The following is a 15,943-nucleotide window of genomic DNA, read 5'->3' as shown; positions in this document are numbered from 1 at the left end:
CAGCGGCCCGTTCATGCCGAAGTGGGGGCGCTTACCGTCAGCCCTTGAACAGGGCGAGGATGTTCTGCGAATTGGTGTTGGCGATCGAGAGCGACTGGATGCCGAGCTGCTGCTGGACCTGAAGCGCCTGAAGGCGGGTCGATTCCTTGTTCATGTCGGCATCGACAAGCTGGCCGACGCCCTTTTCGATGGAATCCATCAGCTTGGACACGAAATCCTTCTGCATGTCGATGCGGGCTTTGGCAGCGCCAAGCTCTGCCGCCGCATTGGTCATCTTGCCCAGAGCCGATTCGATGTCGGTGAGCAGATTGTCGAACTTGGTGGATTCGTCGGCACCGGTCACGCCGGCAAGGTTGTTCAGGTCGATGTTGAGGATCGACACGCCGGAGGCGGTGCCCGTGGTGTCGAGGATGCCTGTTCCCGCGGCGGGTGGCGTCACGCCGGAATCGATCAGCCTGATATTGGTGAATTCGATGTCGATGGTGGTGGTGGAGACCGCACCGCCGGAATCACGGTTATAGGCCGAGATGATCGAAACCTTGCCGGTGGCGCCGGTCGTCTGGAGAAGATTGGAGCCGGCATAGGAAGCGCCGCCGATGCTATCACGCAACTGGGCGACGTAGGTGTCGATCTCGGCCTGGATCTTGGCGCGTTCCTCGACGCCCGAAGCCTTCGCGAGCAGCACCTTCTGCTTGATCTTGTCGACAACCGTATGCGCGGAATTCATCGCTGTATAGGCGGTGTCGACCTTGCCGGCTCCGAGTCCCAGTGCATCCTGAACCACGGAATTGGCCTGATTGTCCGAACGCATGGTGGTGGCGATCGACCAGTAGGCGGCGTTGTCGCTGGCGTCCGCGACGCGATAGCCCGTCGATATACGGGCTTGTGTCTGCTCGAGAGCCTTGTTCGTCGCGCTCAGGCTTTGCAAAGCCGTCATTGCGGATGCATTCGTCATGATGCTCGACACTGGTGCTACCCCTCGGTCAACAGGCGTTCCGTTCGCCACGTGGCGAAACTTTCGGTTAACCATAATTACGAATTCGTGGTTAACAGACGATTAAAGCCGGCGGCGTGGGGTGGCAGAAAAAGAAAGGCCGCGCTTGCGAAGAAGCGCGGCCTTTCAGTTTTCAGGGTTCCGGCCGTGGCCGGACTGCTTTTAGCGGAACAGCGACAGGATCTGCTGCGAGTTGCCGTTGGCGATCGACAGCGACTGGATGCCGAGCTGCTGCTGGACCTGAAGGGCCTGCAGACGGGTCGATTCCTTGTTCATGTCGGCGTCGACGAGCTGGCCAACACCCTTGTCGATCGAGTCGGAAAGGCTCGACACGAAGGAGGACTGCAGGTCGATGCGGGCCTTGGCGGCGCCGAGTTCGGCAGCACCGGTCGACATGGAGCTGAGAGCTTTTTCGATGTCGGTGAGCATGTTGTCGAAGGCAGCCGATTCGGTCGAGACGTCGCCGGCCGTGTAGCCTGTGACACCGGTCAGATCGGAAACGCTCAGGTTGAGGATGCTCTTGGTCGAGGCCGTTCCGTCCTTGTCGAGCGTGCCGGTGCGGGCATCGGCAGCGGTCGGGTTGCTGTCGATCAGGCGGGTTTTGCTGAAATCGACGTCGATCGTGCCGGTGGTGACGGCGCCGGTGTCATCGCGATTGTAGGAGGTGATGACGTTCAGCTGGGTGGCAGTGCCGGCGGAATCGGTCTTCAGCAGGTTGGAGCCTGCGTAGTTGGCGCCGCCGATATTGTCCTTGAGCTGGGCCTGATAGGTGGCGATCTCGGCCTGGATCTTGGCGCGGTCTTCCGTGCCGGCGGTCTTGGCCAGCAGAACCTTTTCCTTGATCTTGTCGACCACCTCGATGGCCTTGTTCATGGCCGTGTAGGCGGTGTCGATCTTGCCGGCGCCGAGGCCGAGCGAGTCCTGAACGACCGAATTGGCCTTGTTGTCCGAACGCATGGTGGTGGCGATCGACCAGTAGGCGGCGTTGTCGGAAGCGGTGGCGACGCGGTAGCCGGTGGAAATGCGGCTCTGCGTGGTCTCGAGCGCCTTGTTGGTGGCGTTCAGGCTCTGAAGCGCGGTCAAAGCCGAGGAATTGGTCATGATACTGGCCATGGATACACATACCCTGATTTTACTGGAAATCTGACATACCGGGTCGACCGGTATGACGGTACGGCATCATGCCAATGATCTGCTGAGCGCGATCACCCGCCATTTCCGGAACTATGGCGGAAAGTTGCTTCGAAAAGCATAAGCAACATGGTTAACAGATGGTAAGTGCTGCTTTTTTCGGTTCAGCTGAACGATCGCACCAGCGAGCCGACAAGCAGGTTCCAGCCATCGATCAGCACGAAGAACAGAAGCTTGAACGGCAGGGAAACCACGGTGGGCGGTAGCATCATCATGCCCATGGCCATGGTGATGGTGGCCACGATCAGGTCGATGACGAGGAAGGGAAGAACGATCAGGAAGCCGATCTCGAAACCGCGCCTGATCTCGGAAATCATAAAGGCCGGCACCAGAATGCGCAGGTCGACCTCTTCGCGCGACACGGTCTGTCCGCGCTCGCGGGCAAGGTCGGCGAACAGGTCGAAATCCTTGTCGCGCACATTCTCCAGCATGAAGGTGCGGAACGGGTCGGCGATCTTGCCCATCGCCTCGGCCTGTTCGATCCGGTTGTCCATCAGTGGCTGCACGCCTTCGTTCCAGGCGCGGTCAAAGGTGGGCGCCATGACATAGAAGGTCATGAACAGCGACAGCGAGATCAGGATCAGGTTGGCCGGGGTGGATTGCAGGCCGATGCCGGCGCGCAGGATCGAGAAGGCGATGATGAAGCGGGTAAAGCTGGTCACCATGATGAGCAGGCCGGGCGCGACCGACAGCACCGTGATCAGGCCGAACATCTGGATGATGGTGCCGACCGTGGAGCCGCTCATCTGGCCGATGCCGCCGAGATCGATCTGCTGCGCCAGCGCGTTGCCGGTCATGGCAAACAGGCCTGCGACGGCCACAGGAACTATGCCGGCAAGTGCCGAAGTTTTCACTCGAACAAGCGTTTTCATTCGAATACGAGCGTCCTGATCAGCACGTCGCGGACCCTGCCGTCGGTGCGCAGCATGGCTCTCTCACGCAGGTCGGCCTTGAGGTGCTGGAGTCCGCTCGGACCTTCCGCCTGATGCATCTTCAGGGTGCGCATGAAGGCCAGAAGATCCTGATGGACCATCGCGGCCGTCTCTGTCGGCAATTCCTTTTCGATCAGCAGTGAAACGTCCATACGCACCCATATGTCCATGGGAGCTGCCATGTTGGTGGTGATCGGCGGCAGGTCCTGCGTGATCAGCTTCAGGCCGGACGTGGCGATAGCCGGCTGGGACGCAGTCTGCGCGGCGGGTGGTCGCGGCGTCTGTGGCTGCTGGCTTTTCAGATAGACGCCCGCACCCCAGCCGATGCCGAGCGCCGCGACTGTGAGACCGGCCAGCATCGCGATCTGGAGGATGATCGACGGACCCTTCTGCGTCGGTGCGGGTGCGGTATCTGCCATCGCCATGGTGTTTTCCCTAGAACGGCAGGACCTGATCCAGGATCTGCTGGCCATAGGCCGGCTGCTGGATCTCGGAGATGCGCCCGCGTCCGCCATAGGAAATGCGGGCTTCGGCGATGCGCTCGTAGGAAATGGTGTTCTTCGCGCCGATGTCGGACGGGCGTACGATGCCGGCGATATGCAGCACGCGCAGCTCGGCGTTGACGCGCACTTCCTGCGATCCCTTGATCATCAGATTGCCGTTGGGCAGCACTTCCGTCACCACGGCGGCGACGTTGAGCGTAATGGTCTCCGACCGTTCGGTCGCGCCGTCCGCGTTGGTGACAGTCTTCGACTTCAGGCTGCCATCGCCGGAACCACCAGTCGAGGATCCGTCCCAGCCGACATCGGCCTCGAAACCCAGTGTCCGGCTGGCGGTGCGGCTGCGGTCGTTCTGGTTCTTGAAGCGCGCGCGGTCGTTGATCTTGATGTTGACGGTGAGAATGTCGCCGGCGCGGAGCGCGCGCGGATCGGTGAACAGGCGGCTCTGGCGATCGTCCCACAAGGAGAAGCGCTTGACCGGCTTGGCCGGCGTTTCCGGATACTGGTAGACCGAGACGCTGCCGCCCTCGATGCCGGAGCCGACCGGGGAGAGAGCCGGCTCCTTGTTGACCTCGCGCAGGTCCGTGGCGCAGCCGGCCAGCGCCGAACAAGCGAGGATGAGTGCGAGCCTTCGCATCATGAGGGGTCCGTCCTGCGTGCTGCGCTGGCCATGACGCTGGTGAGAATGGCTGCGGCCTTCTGGTTCATTTCGTTGAGAATGACGCTGGCCTTGCGGGCATCCAGCTTCATCAGGATCGCGGCGGCGAGATCCGTCTCGACCATGGCGAGACGCTCGGCGGCGGCATCGGGCTTCATGCCGGCATAGATGGAGACAACGCTTTCCTCGGCGCGGGCGAGGAACAGCTCGCGGCGCTTGAGCCATGTCTCATATTCGGCCCGCTTGTCTTCCAGAGCCTTGATGCGCTTGTCGACCTCGCCCTGCAACTGCTTCAGCTCTTCGGCCTGCAGCGCATAGCGGCGGTCGCGCGCGGCATCGGCGATGTTGGAGCAGAAGCGCTGCACTTCGCTGGCATTGCTGTCGGGAAGGGGCGTTGCCTCACGCTGCAACTCTTCCAGGGCAACCGTTTCCGGCGCGCCCGGCAGCACCTGACGAACTTCTGCGCCCGTCGCCGGCAGAACGGTCAATGCCAGGAGAGTGGCGAGAAGAAGCGGAGCGGGGCGGGGTTTGATCACGGACATGGTCATTGCACCACGAGATCGGCCTGAAGGGCGCCGGCGGTTTTGATGCCTTGCAGGATGGCGATGATGCCGTCGGGCTTCACACCAAGGCGATTGAGCCCCGAAACGAGTGTTTGCAGATCGGGGCCGTCAAGCATGGCGACCCGCGCATCGGGCGTGAAGATGCCGATCGCGGTGTCGGGTTCCACTGCCGTGACACCCTTGGAGAAGGGTTCCGGCTGGACGATGCGCGGCGCTTCGGTGATGCGCACGGTCAGCGTTCCGTGGCTGATGGCGACGCGCGAAATGCGCACCTGATTGCCGATGACGATGGTGCCGGTGCGCTCGTCGATCACCACGCGCGCCGGGGTGTCGGACTGGATGACGAGATTTTCGATTTCCGCGTAGAAGCGGGCGACCGATATGTTCTTCGGCTTGCGGATGGAGACGGTGCGGGCATCCTGCTCGGCGGCGACGCGAGCCCCGAAACGCTGGCGCGTATAGGCGTTGATGGCGTCGGCGATGCGCACTGCGGTCGAGAAATCGGGATTGCGCAATTGCAGGGTAAGAATGGCCTGATCGCCGAATTCGGCTGCCACCGAGCGTTCGACGATGGCACCGTTCGGCACGCGGCCGGCGGTCGGAACGCCCTGCGTCACCTGCTCGGCCTGTCCCTGCGCGCTGAAACCGGAGACGATCACCGGACCCTGGCCGACCGCATAGATCTCGCCATCCGCCGCTTTCAGCGGGGTCATGATCAGCGTGCCGCCGGCCAGCGAGGTGGCGTCGCCCATGGACGAGACGGTCACGTCGATGCGCGCGCCGGACTGCACGAAGGGCGGCATGTTGGCCGTGACGATGACGGCGGCGACGTTGCGGGCGCGTGCGCTGCCGCCTTCGGTGGCGATGCCGAGATTTTCCAGCATGGCGCGGATCGACTGCTCGGTGAAGGGCGAGTTGCGCAGCGTGTCGCCCGAGCCGGCAAGGCCGATGACGAGGCCGTAGCCGACGAGCTGGTTGTCGCGGGCGCTCTGCAATTGCGCAACATCCTTGATGCGCGCCGCGATCTGTCCCGGCGGCAGATTGCTGGGAGCGGGGGCGACCTGAAACATGCGGGCGGTTTCGGCCGGATCGTAATCGTCGTCTATCGGTCCGCCTTTCTGGGCGGCGATGGCGCGTTTCTGCTCCCGCGTCAGCCCGTCGGCCATCAGCGGCTGCAACGGCATCAGCACGGCAAGAGCAAGGATGATGGCGCGCTTCATGCGTCCACCCTGACGCTGCCGTCTTCCATCACCGTGCCGGTCAGCACCTTGCCGCTGTCGATGTTGCGCACCTTCACCACATCGCCCGGCGAACCGGGCTGCAAGGTTACCGCGGCGATCGAAATGGTGAGCCCGCCCGCGACGAAGCTCACCTGAACCGTCGCCCCTTGCTCAAGCATCCAGGCGGAGCGCACCGCGGAGACGGGAATGTAGCGGCCGGGCAGCAGGGTGCGACGGGCGACCTTGCCATCGAGCTCGGGAAGCGTGGTGGCAACGGCGGCGGGCTTTATCTTGCCGGGAACCAGCGTCACCTCTTTCAGGGTGCCGGCACTGATCGTTTCGCCCGGATAGATCACGCGGTTCGGGATCAGCACGACCTCCTGCGCCCATGCCGCCGTCCAAGCAGGCACGCAGGCCGCCGTCGCCATGGCGGCGGCGATGACGGTGCGGCGAAGGGCAGACGAGAATGAGCGCGTGGCAGGCATGGCAGCTTACCTGAGATTCCTTGAAACGGTCGAAGCCATTTCGTCGGCGGCCTGAATGACCTTGGAATTCATTTCATAGGCGCGCTGCGCCGAGATCAGTTCCGTGATTTCCTTGACCGGATCGACGTTGGAGCTTTCCAGATGGCCCTGTTCGATGGTGGCGAAGCCCGGATCGCCAGGAACGCCGGTGATGGCCTGCCCCGAAGCGGGCGTTTCCTGAAAGAGGTTTTCGCCCAGCGGCGCCAGACCGGCCTCATTGGCGAAATTGGCGATCTGGAGCTGGCCGAGTTCCTGCAGGGCGGCCGCATCCTCGAACCGGGCAAAGACCTGTCCGGTCTTGTTGACGATGATCTCGACCGCATCCGAAGGCACGTTGATGGCGGGAATGACCGCGGCGCCGTCCAGCGTCACGAGCTGTCCCTCGCCATTGGTGTTGAAGGCGCCGGCGCGGGTGTAGAGCGTGCCGCCGTCGCTGCCTTCGATCTGGAACCAGCCCTTGCCGACGAGCGCGAGGTCGAAATTGTTGCCGGTACTGGTGAGCGGCCCCTGTATGTGAACGTTGCGCACCGCAGCCGTCTTGACGCCGAGGCCGATAGACACGCCTTCCGGCACGATCGAAGCGTTGGCGCGGTTCGGCACGCCGGGCGCGCGGTCGACCTGATAGAGCAGGTCGGAGAACTCGGCGCGGGCGCGCTTGTAGCCGGTGGTGTTGATGTTGGCGATGTTGTTGGCGATGACTTCCAGATTGGTCTGCTGGGCGTTCATTCCGGTGGCGGCGATGGCGAGTGCTTTCACGGTGCGGCTCCTAGATGCTCATCCGGCTGACTTCGAGATAGGCGCTGACGATCTTGTCGCGGATGGCGACGGCGGCCTGCAGCGTCTGCTGGGCGCTCATCACCGCATCGACCACCTGGCGCGTGTCGGCATTGCCCTTCAGTGCCTCGACCGACAGTGCTTCGGCGTTTTCGAGCTTGCCCACGGAACTCGACGCCGCCTTTGCCAGCGCATCGGCGAAGGAAGCGCCGGCGGTCGTGCCGGACTGCGAAAGCGAGGTCGCGGATGTTTCGGAGGTAAGTGCGGGCGTGAGGCGAAGCGCCCCGACAGGACCGAGCATCACGGTGTCCTCATCAGATCGATGGTCATGGAGATGAGGTCGCGGGCCTGACGGATTACCTGAAGATTGGCCTCATAGGAGCGGTTGGCTTCCGTCATGTCGGCCATTTCGATCAGCACGTTGACGTTCGGCAGCTTGACGTAGCCGTTCTCGTCGGCGGCTATGTTGCCGGGCTCGAATTCCAGCCGGAAAGCGCTCGGGTCGCGGTCGATCGCGCCGACATCCACCAGCGATCCGCCGGATGCGCGGTCCATCTCCGAAACGAAGGTGACGGTCTTGCGCTGATAGGGATCGGCACCGGGGAAATTGCCGGTCGACTGCGCGTTGGCGAGGTTTTCCGAAACCACGCGCAGACGCTCCGACTGGGCACCGAGACCCGATGCGGCGATCCTGAGGGTGGCGGTAAGAGGATCCATGTTCGTCAACCTTTCGAGACGGACAGGAGCATGCCGTGGAAGGCTTTGACGATCGCCGTGTTCATTTCAAAGGCGCGGCGCACCTCACCGGCTTTCATCAGCTCGTTTTCGACGACGACGGTGTTCTTCGAGGGCAGGAGCGCGCCGTTGTATTCCTGCGCCTGCGTGCGGAAGGAAGCTTCAGTCGCGCCAAAGCCCATATGGCCGGGCTGGGTCGAGCCCAGCGTCATGCCGGTCCGGTCCAGAACTTTCTCAAATGGCTCGACGTCACGCGCCAGATAGCCCGGCGTGTTGACGTTGGCGATGTTGCCGGCGATCGCGGTCTGACGCACGGCCAGCCATTGCGACTGCCTCGTGGCGAGATCGAACAGGTTGACGGGCTCCATGGGGCTCTCCGGTATTCTTGCCCATGGTAAGCATCCAGTCTTGCGCGGGCCTTGCGCCCGGCGGTCAGTTGGAAAGCTCGATCACCTGGTCCCTGCTGGTCAGCAGGACCCATTTGCCGCTCCGGTTTTCAATGGAAGCGACGCGGCTGGAATCCGGAAGTCGCGAGCCGGTCTGCACCACCCACAGGCCGGCATCGTCCTCGATCATAGCTCGCCCGTTGGCGACGTGGACCAGCCGGAACTCCGTGGCTGCGCCCGGAAATGGCTGCTCATCAGGGCCGGGCGGGTCCGTGATGGCATCGGAGGCGATGGTGGCGGTGCTGAACATGTCGATATCGCCGGGCAGTTCAACGATGTCGCGCAGGGGCACAACGGGGTCGGCGTCGGCGACCAGCCTGCCGGAATTGCTGCCCTGTCCGCCAAGCCTCATGGCCCGGACGCCGAACTGTTCCTGATTGAAGAAAATATACCAGGGAAACAGCGCGCAGGTCAGGCCGAGCGCAGCGCCCAGTGCGGCGATGATGAGGTCGCCGCGCCGGTCGGGCCGCTCGATTCTGGGAAAGGCTGCGGGTGGCGGAGCAGGCCAGCTTTCAGGAATTTTGACAGGCGTTTCAGCCTGTTTCCTGCGCCGTGAGAACAGGCCGTTAAGCAGTGAGGCGCGGCTGGCTTCCGCTTCCTCCTCGGCCCTCGCTTTGGCCAGCAGGTTTTGCAGCAGGGCTTCGGTGCGCTGGCGCTCACTGGGCATGGCTGCCTCTCAGATGGCGCGCCAGATCGGAGAAGGCATCGGCACTGGCCGGATCGGAGGGCGATTGCCGCAGCGCCTCGTAGATCACCGGCACCTGCGTGACGGCGAGGTCCAGTTCCGGATCGGCCCCGGCCTGATAGGCGCCCAGCAGGCGGATATCGCGGGTGTCCTCGAAGCGGGCGATCATGGCCTTCAGCTGCGTCACCAGAACGCGCTGCTCGGGCGTCCATGCCCGCCCGGCAAGCCGCGAGATCGAGCCCAGAGGATCGACGGAGGGCAGGCGGCCCTGTTCGGCGATGGCGCGGTCGAGAACGACATGGCCATCGAGAATGCCGCGCACGGAATCGGCAATGGGGTCGTTGTGATCGTCACCGTCGACCAGCACTGAGATGATCGCGGTGATGGAGCCGGCGCCCTCGGCGCCCGGGCCGGCGCGCTCCAGAAGCCGGGGCAGTTCAGTGAACACGGAGGCGGGATAGCCGCGCGCCACGGGCGGTTCACCTGTACCTGTTGCAACCTCGCGCAAGGCATGGGCGAAACGGGTGATCGAATCCAGAATCAGAAGCACCCGGTCGCCGCGATCGCGGAAATATTCGGCCACGCGCATGGCCGTGTCCGGCGCGCGGCGGCGCATCATGGCGCTTTCGTCGCTGGTGGCGACCACGGCCACGGTCTTGGCCATGTTCGTGGCGCCCAGCGTGTCCTCAAGGAATTCACGCACCTCGCGCCCGCGCTCGCCGATAAGGGCGACGACCACCGTGTCGAAGGCATCGGCGCCGGCCAGCATGGCGAGCAGGGTCGACTTGCCGACGCCGGAGCCGGCGAAGACGCCGAGCCGCTGGCCGAAGCAGAGCGGGGTGAAGATGTCGATGACGCGCACGCCGGTGTGGAAGCCGGTGCCGACACGCTGGCGTTCCATCGCGCCGGGCGTGCGTTCGATACCGCCGGTGTCTTCGGCCCCGCGCAACAGGGGTGCACCGGCATCGATTGGGCGGGCAAGAGCGTCGATCGCGCGTCCCCGCCACGACGGGTCGGGGACGATGGCGAGTGGCCCGCGCCGGAACACTGCGTCGCCGATACCGGCATCCGCGTTGCGCTCGAAGGGGGCGACGACCACCTCGCCGCGCGCGATGTGGACGACCTCGCCCAGTGAACCACCTTTGCGGCCACGATGTTCCACCAGATCGCCGAGCCGGGCCAGTTCGCTCAGGCCGCCGACCTTGTAATGGGTGGACGAGACCTCGCTGATGCGCCCGCCATGGCGGATCAGTTCCGAAGGCTCTTCAAAGCGTTTCCAGATATGTTCGAGCAATGCCAGCCTGTTGACGGGCGAGGGGCCACGTTCGGAAAGCCTGACAAGTGCATGGTCCTGCGTCATGTCCGGTGGCCGCTACTTGGGACCGAGGGCCTTGATCGCCTCATCGACGGAACTGCCCGCCTCGCGGATCATGGCCGACATGTTCTCAAAGGCGCGCTGCACCTGAATGAGACGCATCATTTCCAGCATGGGGTTGACGTTCGACTGTTCCACGAAGCCCTGCGCCACGCCCACATCCTGCCTGTCGACGATGGGCTGCGGTGCTGTGTGAGCGAGGATGCCGGAATTTCCGACACGCTGGAAATCGGGCCCCGGCTCGAAGGCAAACAGGCCAAGCGCTGCCACAAGGCGCCCATCCTGCGTGAGGGTGCCGTCGGCACCGGCTTCGGGCGGCCCGTCATTGGGATCGAGCTGGATGGGCGCGCCACCGGCATCGAGCACCGGATGGCCTTCCACCGTGACCAGCGCACCGGAATTGGCAAGGGTGAAGCGTCCATCGCGGGTCATCACCGTGCCGGCCGGCGTTGCGATGCCGAACCAGGCGTCGCCCTGAATGGCGAAATCCAGCGGATTGCCGGTCTCCACCTTGCTGCCATTGGACGTGGACATGAACGTGGTGCCGGAGGATGCAAAGGAAACAGACCGGGGACCGGTGCCGGAAACGACATCCTCGAACTTCACGCCGGTTGCGCGGAAGCCGACGGTGGAGGCATTGGCGACATTGTCGGCGATGGTGTTGAGCCGCCGCTCCAGTGCAACCTGCGAGGAAAGGGCGACATAGAGGCTGTCCTGCATGGCGTTCTATCTCGACTTCAGCTGTTGCATCGCCATCAGCAGGTCGGTCGAGACGCCGATGGCCGCCGGCTGGGCGAAAAGGATGCTGGCGGCACTGACCGCGGTGGAGGGGTTGGCGGCGTCGTGCAGGCTGGTGAAGCGGGTGAGGAACTTCTCCAGCCTGGCCGGGTTGGCGAAGTCCTCGATGTTCATTCTGGACTCGAACAGCTTCACCTGCCGGTCGATATCGGCCTTGGCGAAGGATTCCGGCAGGCCGAAAGCCGTGCGCACCACGCTTGCCAGCGCCTTGTCGGCCAGCACCTGATACCAGTCGGTGATGTCGCCGGCCTTGCGCTGGAAATAGAGCGCCAGCCGCACGCCTTCATTGCTGTTGCCGGCGTCTTCCTCCAGCGTCTGGCGCAGATATTTGTCGACGACATTCTCCTGCGTCGGCACCCATGTGGTGGCCTTTTCGCCCAGTCCCGCAAAGTCGAACGCGCTGGCAAGGGCAGCGTAGCGCTTGTCTTCCATGGTGTTGGCAAAGCTCGCCGGATCGGACGCGCCGCCTTCCAGGACCTTGCGGATGGTTTCCGGGCTCTCGGTTTCGGGATCGAGCGCATAGGCGCGCAGGGCATAATCGTAGAGCCTTGCATCGGCGAAGAGATCGTCGATCGACTTCACGTCAGCGATCTTGCTCATGTAGTAGTCAGTCTCAGCCTGGACGATCTCCGGATCGACGCTGTCGATGCTGGCCTGAATGGCATAGTTGCCGGTCGTGGCCTGCTGCGCCTTGTTGTAGATCATCGCTGCATCGCCGTGCTTGGCGAAGTTGAAAGTGGAGACGAATTCGGCGTAGCGCTTGTCGGTCAGCTTGTTGGCGAAGCTGTCGGGATCGGTGACGCCTTCCTTCAGCGCCTTGACCATGAAGGCGCGGGCGTAGCTCATGTCCTGAAGGCCGAACGCCTTCATGGCATATTTGAACAGCCGGTCGTCCTTCACGAACTCGTCGATCGAGCTTACCTTGCCGATGTTTTCAAGATAATATTTCGTTTCGCGGTCGACCGTCGGCTGACGCTCGATGCGGTCGATCGCCTTCGGGATGTCCCGCGCAATCAGCTTGTAACTGACGAAAGTGCTCAACACGACATGCCTCCGGCCGAAGCTGCATGGCATGAAGAGTAGGCGCACTTCCTTGCGCGAAGCTGAATCGGCTTTTTCGCCGGTCCGACAGCCCGTGCGTCACGGATTCAAGCCTCACACAAGGCACGCGCGCTAATCAGTGTGCCTGATGTGAGAAGCGGAAGGACGAACCGTGGGCATTCTGATCGGATTTGTGGTCACGCTCGGCTGCGTTCTGGGCGGCTTCATGGCCATGGGCGGTCATCTCCATGTGCTCATGCAGCCGTGGGAGCTGGTCATCATCGGCGGTGCTGCGCTCGGTGCGTTTCTCGTCGCCAATCCCATGAAGACGGTCAAGGACACCGGCCGCGCCATCATGGAAGCCATCCGGCAGTCGGTGCCGAGCGAGCGCGAATATCTGGAGACGCTGGGCGTTCTGCACAGCCTGATGCGCGAGCTGCGCTCGAAGTCGCGCAGCGAGGTCGAGGCTCATATCGACAATCCGGAAGAATCGGCGATCTTCCAGGCATTTCCGACCGTTCTGAAGAACAAGGATCTCACCAATTTCATCTGCGACTATTGCCGCATCATCATCATCGGCAATGCGCGCTCCTACGAAATCGAAGCGCTGATGGACGAGGAAATCCAGACGATCCGCGCCGACAAGCTCAAGGCCTACCATTCCATGGTGGCTGTGGGCGATGCGTTGCCTGCGCTGGGCATCGTCGCTGCCGTTCTGGGCGTGGTGAAGGCGATGGGCGCGCTCGACCAGTCGCCCGAGATTCTGGGCGGGCTGATCGGCGCGGCGCTGGTGGGAACTTTCCTCGGCATCTTCCTCTCCTACGCCGTGGTCGGCCCCGTGGCCTCCAAGATCAAGGTCGTGCGCGAGAAGCAGAACCGCCTTTACATCATCGTCAAGCAGACGCTTCTGGCCTACATGAACGGTTCGCTGCCGCAGGTGGCGATCGAGTTCGGCCGCAAGACGATTTCTTCCTACGACCGCCCCTCCATCGATGCGGTGGAACAGAGCACCATGAATGCTGTCATTGCCGAGAAGAAGGCAGCCTGATGAGCGGCGTTCCGAGCGAGACGGCAACATGAGCAGTCCGGCAAGCCCGGCCGGCACCCGTTCGCTGATCCTGGAACGGCTGCTCGGCGACAGCGGCGACGCCGGGCAGGTCATCGGCGCGGGCCGCTCGATGGCCGAGCGGGCGCTGCCCTTTGTCATGAAGCGGCTGGCCGAGGAGATCGGCGCGCCGGTGACGGTCGATCTGCAATCCGTTGAAGTGGCACGGGTGGCGGAAGCGCGGGCCGTTTCGGGCTCCTGCTACGCCATGACGACGGTGGCGTCGACGATTTCCTCCGATGCCATGACCATGGTGATGGATGCGGCGGCCGTTTCGGTTCTGGTCTGCACCCTGTTCGGTGGCGATCCCGAGCAGCCGGTGGCGACGATCGACAGGGATTTTTCCCCGGTCGAAATCGACGTGGCGACGCTGGTTTTTCAGGAACTGGCCACGGTTCTCAATGGCACCGGACGGCGTTCGCTGGAACTGAAGCTGCCGGTTCCGCGCGCCGTGACGGGGCTGGAAGCGAGCCGGCGGGTGCTGCGCGACGGGCCGGCCGTACGCATCGTGTTTGCGTTGTCGACACCGGCGGAGCGGGGCACGGTTGTCATCACCATTCCGCAGCGGGTGCTGTTGTCGCGCAACCCGGCCGAGGTCGATGCGGAAGACAATTCGCGCTGGCAGGCGCATTTCTCCGAAGAGGTGAAGCGCTCGACCATATCGCTGGAAGCGACGATGCCTCTGGCGCGCCTGACGCTCGGCCAGCTTGCGGGATGGCGCGTCGGCGATGTCATCGAGCTTGGCGACATGGCGCAGACGCAGGCCCGCCTCGCCACCCGCGACCGCACCCTGTTCGTATGCGAGTTCGGCAAGCTCGGGAGCAATTACACGGTGCGCATCAAGCGGCCTCACGACGAGGCGCAGGATTTCATGGATGGGCTCGTGCAGGAGTGATCCGCGCGGGCAGCAGGAGACTATGAGTATGACGAAGGCCAATGCAGAAGCCCTGAACCACGGCCAGAATCCCGGTCAGGACGAGCAGCTCGACCGCGCCATCGAGGAACTGCGCGGGGTGCTTCAGCAGGAGGAGCAGGAACCGCAGGCGGCATCTTCGACGGCCGCTGCTGCCAGCAGTGTCATCATGGATATTCCGGTGGAGGTGCAGATCGTGCTTGGCAGCACCGAAATGTCCGTGTCCGAGCTGATGACGCTGCAGAAGGGTTCCACGGTGGCCCTTGACCGGCGCATCGGCGAGCCGATCGATCTGGTGGTCAATGGTCGCCGCATCGCACGTGGTGAGATCACCGTTCTGGAAAATGATTCCTCGCGTTTCGCCATCCGCCTGACCGAAATCGTCACCACAAAAGGCTCGTGAAGACGGCCATGAGGCATCGCGCCGATAGCAGGCAGGAAGGGACCGCATGACGATGTCGCTGACGCTGACCCGGCCCCAGAAGGCGGCGGCCATACTCGTCGCCATGGGCAAGCCTGCCGCCGGAAAACTGCTGAAATTCTTCAAGCAGGAAGAGCTGAAGTCGCTGATCGATGCCGCGCGCCTTCTGCGCACCATTCCGCAGGCCGACCTCGAAAAGATTGTAGCCGAGTTCGAGGCGGAATTTACCGAAGGTGCCGGCCTGCTCGACTCGGGCGACCAGATGGACACGCTGCTCAACGAGACGCTGTCGCCCGAAGAGGTGAGCGCCATCATGGAAGGCAGGCAGGAGAACAAGCCTGCCGGACCTCTGCCGGTCTGGCCGCAGGTGGAGAAGCTGGACGCCGCGCGCATCGGCGCCTTCCTTGCGGGCGAACATCCACAGACGGGCGCTCTGGTGCTGTCGCGATTGTCGTCGCCGCTCGCCGCACAGGTTCTGCTGACACTGGAAAAGCCGCTGCGCTCGGAGATCATGAAGCGCATGGTCACCATGGCCAGCGCCCCGCAGGCGGCGATGCGGATCGTGGAGAACCAGATACGCGCCCGGCTGCTCGACGGCATGTCCGGCAAGGACACGTCGACCGGACAGGCACGGCTTGCCAGCGTTCTCAACGAGATGGACAAGGCCCAGCTCGACGAGGTGATCCAGGATCTGGAAGCGGCGGGCACGCCCGATCTCGCGGGTGTGAAGGCACGGGTGTTCTCATTCGATGACATGCACCTGCTCACCCAGAAGGCGCGGGTTCTGGTTTTCGACGGATTGTCGAGCGACGTGGTGACGCTGGCTTTGCGCGGCGCGCCGGAAGAGCTGACCGAGGCGGTCCTTTCGTCGATCGGCGCGCGCACCCGGCGCATGATCGAATCCGAGCTTTCAATGGGTTCGGAGGGGATCCCGCTGGCCGACATCATGCAGGCGCGCAAGACGATCGCCTCGGCCACGGTGCGTCTGTCGCGCGAAGGGGCTTTCGAGCTTCCGGCAGCACAGATCCCCGGCGAAGAGACCAGCGGGCAACAGGGATAATCGGCTGA

Annotated in this window: 20 protein-coding genes; 4 read left to right on the top strand and 16 right to left on the bottom strand. The window is 63.5% G+C overall.

The window, feature by feature from the left end; genetic code table 11:
* Positions 1–37 precede the first annotated feature (37 nt).
* The 16 genes from AC5XE7_RS10210 to AC5XE7_RS10135 all read right to left on the bottom strand — a co-directional run bounded on the left by AC5XE7_RS10210 (position 38) and on the right by AC5XE7_RS10135 (position 12,439).
* Complete coding sequence (locus AC5XE7_RS10210) at positions 38–967, bottom strand: flagellin N-terminal helical domain-containing protein (RefSeq protein WP_183831789.1); 930 nt, start codon at positions 965–967, stop codon at positions 38–40.
* Between the two features lie 189 nt (positions 968–1,156).
* Positions 1,157–2,107, bottom strand: coding sequence for a flagellin N-terminal helical domain-containing protein (locus AC5XE7_RS10205; RefSeq protein WP_183831788.1), 951 nt, complete (start codon positions 2,105–2,107; stop codon positions 1,157–1,159).
* Positions 2,108–2,289: 182 nt separating this feature from the next.
* Positions 2,290–2,982, bottom strand: coding sequence for a flagellar type III secretion system pore protein FliP (gene fliP, locus AC5XE7_RS10200; protein ID WP_495366050.1), 693 nt, complete (start codon positions 2,980–2,982; stop codon positions 2,290–2,292).
* A gap of 71 nt (positions 2,983–3,053) precedes the next feature.
* Positions 3,054–3,542: a flagellar basal body-associated FliL family protein gene (locus AC5XE7_RS10195; RefSeq protein WP_495365937.1), complete on the bottom strand. Its 489-nt coding sequence runs from the start codon at positions 3,540–3,542 to the stop codon at positions 3,054–3,056.
* A 10-nt stretch (positions 3,543–3,552) separates the two neighbouring features.
* Positions 3,553–4,257, bottom strand: coding sequence for a flagellar basal body L-ring protein FlgH (gene flgH / locus AC5XE7_RS10190; RefSeq protein WP_183831787.1), 705 nt, complete (start codon positions 4,255–4,257; stop codon positions 3,553–3,555).
* Positions 4,254–4,817 (bottom strand): MotE family protein, encoded by a 564-nt coding sequence (locus tag AC5XE7_RS10185; RefSeq protein ID WP_495365936.1) that lies wholly within the window; start codon positions 4,815–4,817, stop codon positions 4,254–4,256. The genes flgH and AC5XE7_RS10185 overlap by 4 nt, the downstream gene beginning before the upstream one ends.
* A gap of 2 nt (positions 4,818–4,819) precedes the next feature.
* Entirely contained in the window at positions 4,820–6,058 is a 1,239-nt protein-coding gene (locus AC5XE7_RS10180; protein ID WP_239799410.1) for a flagellar basal body P-ring protein FlgI, read from the bottom strand.
* Positions 6,055–6,543, bottom strand: coding sequence for a flagellar basal body P-ring formation chaperone FlgA (gene flgA, locus AC5XE7_RS10175; RefSeq protein WP_495365935.1), 489 nt, complete (start codon positions 6,541–6,543; stop codon positions 6,055–6,057). The genes AC5XE7_RS10180 and flgA overlap by 4 nt, the downstream gene beginning before the upstream one ends.
* A gap of 6 nt (positions 6,544–6,549) precedes the next feature.
* The gene (flgG, locus tag AC5XE7_RS10170) at positions 6,550–7,338 is read right to left on the bottom strand and encodes a flagellar basal-body rod protein FlgG (protein WP_495365934.1); all 789 of its coding nucleotides are present in this window, start codon (positions 7,336–7,338) and stop codon (positions 6,550–6,552) included.
* Positions 7,339–7,348: 10 nt separating this feature from the next.
* A complete protein-coding gene (gene fliE / locus AC5XE7_RS10165) occupies positions 7,349–7,657 on the bottom strand; it encodes a flagellar hook-basal body complex protein FliE (protein ID WP_239799408.1) in 309 nt (102 codons plus the stop codon).
* On the bottom strand, positions 7,657–8,073 hold the full coding sequence (gene flgC, locus AC5XE7_RS10160) for a flagellar basal body rod protein FlgC (RefSeq protein WP_495365933.1): 417 nt from the start codon (positions 8,071–8,073) through the stop codon (positions 7,657–7,659). The genes fliE and flgC overlap by 1 nt, the downstream gene beginning before the upstream one ends.
* A gap of 5 nt (positions 8,074–8,078) precedes the next feature.
* Positions 8,079–8,459 (bottom strand): flagellar basal body rod protein FlgB, encoded by a 381-nt coding sequence (gene flgB / locus AC5XE7_RS10155; protein ID WP_183831781.1) that lies wholly within the window; start codon positions 8,457–8,459, stop codon positions 8,079–8,081.
* A 64-nt stretch (positions 8,460–8,523) separates the two neighbouring features.
* Entirely contained in the window at positions 8,524–9,204 is a 681-nt protein-coding gene (locus tag AC5XE7_RS10150; protein WP_495365932.1) for a hypothetical protein, read from the bottom strand.
* The gene (gene fliI, locus AC5XE7_RS10145; RefSeq protein ID WP_495365931.1) at positions 9,194–10,582 is read right to left on the bottom strand and encodes a flagellar protein export ATPase FliI; all 1,389 of its coding nucleotides are present in this window, start codon (positions 10,580–10,582) and stop codon (positions 9,194–9,196) included. Before fliI ends, AC5XE7_RS10150 begins: the two co-directional genes overlap by 11 nt.
* Positions 10,583–10,594: 12 nt before the next feature.
* Entirely contained in the window at positions 10,595–11,317 is a 723-nt protein-coding gene (flgF, locus tag AC5XE7_RS10140; protein ID WP_495365930.1) for a flagellar basal-body rod protein FlgF, read from the bottom strand.
* Between the two features lie 6 nt (positions 11,318–11,323).
* On the bottom strand, positions 11,324–12,439 hold the full coding sequence (locus tag AC5XE7_RS10135; protein ID WP_287945004.1) for a DUF1217 domain-containing protein: 1,116 nt from the start codon (positions 12,437–12,439) through the stop codon (positions 11,324–11,326).
* A 169-nt stretch (positions 12,440–12,608) separates the two neighbouring features.
* Between AC5XE7_RS10135 and motA the strand changes: the two genes are divergently transcribed.
* From motA to AC5XE7_RS10115, 4 genes are read left to right on the top strand one after another with little or no spacing between them, the layout of a single operon-like run.
* Entirely contained in the window at positions 12,609–13,484 is an 876-nt protein-coding gene (motA, locus tag AC5XE7_RS10130) for a flagellar motor stator protein MotA (RefSeq protein ID WP_183831776.1), read from the top strand.
* A gap of 28 nt (positions 13,485–13,512) precedes the next feature.
* Positions 13,513–14,436: a FliM/FliN family flagellar motor switch protein gene (locus AC5XE7_RS10125; protein WP_495365929.1), complete on the top strand. Its 924-nt coding sequence runs from the start codon at positions 13,513–13,515 to the stop codon at positions 14,434–14,436.
* A 22-nt stretch (positions 14,437–14,458) separates the two neighbouring features.
* Positions 14,459–14,857 carry a flagellar motor switch protein FliN gene (gene fliN, locus AC5XE7_RS10120; RefSeq protein ID WP_183831774.1) on the top strand — a complete coding sequence of 133 codons (399 nt, stop codon included), beginning with the start codon at positions 14,459–14,461 and terminating at the stop codon, positions 14,855–14,857.
* A gap of 46 nt (positions 14,858–14,903) precedes the next feature.
* Positions 14,904–15,935: a flagellar motor switch protein FliG gene (locus AC5XE7_RS10115; protein WP_495365928.1), complete on the top strand. Its 1,032-nt coding sequence runs from the start codon at positions 14,904–14,906 to the stop codon at positions 15,933–15,935.
* The last annotated feature ends 8 nt before the right edge of the window (positions 15,936–15,943 follow it).

This window comes from Aquamicrobium sp. YD-1-mutant5 (assembly GCF_059509755.1).
The sequence above is the reverse complement of the archived record's forward strand: the minus strand, read 5'-3'. Positions and strand labels throughout refer to the sequence as shown.